Consider the following 2,926-nt stretch of genomic DNA (forward strand, 5'->3'; position numbering starts at 1 on the left):
GTTGGAAGGAGTACGCCGAATTATCCAAAACAGACATATGGAGCACTATAAATTAACAAAATTATTTGGGGGAGATTCTCCTTATGTTAATAAAATGTCAGAAATTTTGAAGGAACTAGGCTTTATCAGGGACGTGCTAACAAAATATACAATAACAAAACGTTACAAATCAGAATCGATAGATATTGCGTTGTCGAAATTCAAACTCATATACAAGATTGAATCAGAATTAATCGAATCTTATACTGTTCAAATTAACTATTAACGGAGGATGTTACATGCTGAATTTAGAAGAACAATTGATAAGTATCATAAAAGAATTTAAGAAAGGAAATGTAACTGTAGATGATACATTGGAGGAACTGGGATTTAATTCAATTAGTATCATACAATTAGTTGTGAAAATTGAAGAGAAATTCCAAATTGAATTCAGTGACGAGGAACTAGACGCGAGTAATTATGATACCGTGTATTCTTTCTTAGAGTACATCGAAAAAAAGGTGAACTGATTTGAAACATTTTCCTGTAACATACTCAACCCCTTCAGCGCCAGCTTTACTTAAGCTGGCTGCTGAAGTGTACAATATGGATGATTTAACTGAATGCGTTCTTATAAAGCGAGGCTTCAATGATACTTATTTATTAGCAGGAAATGATCGAAAATATATTCTTCGGGTATACCGTTATAATAAAAGAACGGTTTTGGAAATATCTGAAGAAGTTCAGTTATTGTTGGAGCTTAGTAAAAGAGGTGTTTCCGTTAGCAGTCCAATTCCGTTAAAAAACGATACCCTAATAGGAAACATAGCTTGCCCCGAAGGGAGCCGGCAATTTGTATTATTTACGTATGTTGATGGTCATCCACTGAATTTAAAGGACGATGCTCAAGTGCATGCTTTTGGTAAGGCTGTAGCGCAACTTCATGAGTGCTCCTCAAATTTTAATATCGAACCAATAAGAAAAAATTTGAGTCTAGAACAACTTATAAATACATCGATTCTATCTATGAAGCCTTTCTTAAACACACAGTCAGAAGAATGGAGATTTCTTTCAAATACTGCAGAAAGGGTTATAGACCATATAAAAAAAATAGATAATCTGGACTTCGGTATGTGTCACGGTGACTTACATCCAGGTAATGTACATATTAAAGAAAACTATCAGTTTTTTGATTTTGATTTTTGTGGTTTTGGATGGAGCGCATATGATCTGGCGACAATTAAATATGAATTATTAACAAATAGGGTTATTTTAAGACCTGCGGATCAAGAAAAGAAGTGGGATATTTTCTTAGATGGATATGATAATATCAGAAAGCTAAAAAAGAACGATATAAGGGCAGTTCCTTGGTTTATAGTAGTACGGCATCTTTGGTACATGGGGGCTCATAACGACAACTTAAAGGATCATGGAATTGTAGATATGAATGAAACCAGCATAGATCATTTTTTAAATATACTTCGCTATATAAGTGATGGATTATAACAATCCGCATGTAAAGGAGAGCGAAACTATGAATAGATCGGCCCGAAGTTTTCTTGAAACCTTAGACAGCGTAGTTCCTGGACTTCTGGAGAATTATCGTATTAGTGGACTTGCAGTCAATCTCATAGAGCAGAACCAGGTATCCGAATACCGTTATTATGGATATGCTAACAAAGCATCTAAAATTCCACTTTGTGCCTCGACTGTTTTTCAAGCGGCTTCTGTTTCAAAGCCTGTAACAGCTTGGGGAATTATTAAATTGTTCGAATATGAGAAAATTTCAATTGATCAAACAATAAGTTATTTTTTAAAAAAGAAACTATATAAAGGAATTAATCCTGATATATCGATTAGACAATTGCTCAATCATACATCAGGTTTATCTGTGCAATCTTATCCCGGCTATCGTTTGTCTACCAATACGCCGACCTTAGAACAAGTACTCAGTGGGAGATTGAAAGGAGTTCCTCCAGCAATTTCACTATCGGCCCCTGGAGAAAGCTTCCTTTATACAGGTGCAGGATATTTACTTTTACAACTCATTTTAGAAACTATCACCCAAGAATCTTTTTCTAACTACATGCATCGAGAGATTTTACTTCCGTTAAATATGGAGCGTAGCAGTTTCGAATATGATTTTGAAGTAAGCTTGAAATTAGCCCGAACTTATAACTTTGTTGGATTTCCAATGCCGGCATATCATTATGTAGAAAGAGCAGCGGCAGGTCTGTATACTACTGTCTCTGATATGGGGAATTTTATAAAATCTAATTTTATCGATAATACTGATTTTAGAAACAACATCATATCAAGTGACAATCTAAATTTGATGCATCAACAGTTGGGCAGGAATCTCTCAGGCTCATTAGGTTTTTTTGTAAGTAAATCAAAAAAAGGAAGAAAAACAGTATTTCATTCCGGCTATAATAGGGGGTGGTGCTCACATATTTCCTTTATACCTAATGAAGGTTCGGGGATTGTATTGCTTTCGAATAGCGACATTGGGAAATTTATTATTAAAGATGTTTTGGTTTTATGGAAACAATGGATGGAAGACGGAACGTCCCTGAACTTAGATGCTTTTGTGAAAATAAAAATGAAACATTATGCAAACGTATGCAAACATTTACTTGCTACACGCGGGAGGTATTACACACATTATTTAATGAGACTTATAAAGGAGAAATAATAAACTGTGCAAAGTAAACCTGAAAAGAGCTCAAAGTTATACTTCTGGATACTTACATTTTTATCCCCCTACCGGAAAAGTGTTTGTTATTTTATTTTATTGGGTTGTATCATCACTACGTGTGAAATGTATGTGCCTCAAGTAATCCAACAGTTTATTGATCATTTTGTGTATAGTAAATACTCAAATCTTTTTAGAAAATTAACGTATTCAATTAGTTTTATGGCTGTACTTACAATCGTTCTAATTTGC

At 34.3% G+C, this 2,926-nt stretch carries 4 protein-coding genes; all 4 read left to right on the forward strand.

What is annotated here, in order from left to right; genetic code table 11:
• Positions 1-265: hypothetical protein (locus A3842_RS32905; RefSeq protein WP_218618666.1), on the forward strand; the 265-nt coding region annotated here is incomplete at its 5' end.
• Between the two features lie 13 nt (positions 266-278).
• Entirely contained in the window at positions 279-509 is a 231-nt protein-coding gene (locus tag A3842_RS08240) for an acyl carrier protein (RefSeq protein ID WP_074101045.1), read from the forward strand.
• A gap of 1 nt (position 510) precedes the next feature.
• On the forward strand, positions 511-1,485 hold the full coding sequence (locus A3842_RS08245; protein ID WP_074101046.1) for a phosphotransferase enzyme family protein: 975 nt from the start codon (positions 511-513) through the stop codon (positions 1,483-1,485).
• 28 nt (positions 1,486-1,513) lie between these two features.
• Positions 1,514-2,674 (forward strand): serine hydrolase domain-containing protein, encoded by a 1,161-nt coding sequence (locus A3842_RS08250; protein WP_074101047.1) that lies wholly within the window; start codon positions 1,514-1,516, stop codon positions 2,672-2,674.
• Positions 2,675-2,926 lie beyond the last annotated feature (252 nt).

Origin of the sequence: Paenibacillus sp. P3E (assembly GCF_001909045.1) — a bacterium.
GTDB lineage: Bacteria > Bacillota > Bacilli > Paenibacillales > Paenibacillaceae > Paenibacillus_AQ > Paenibacillus_AQ helianthi.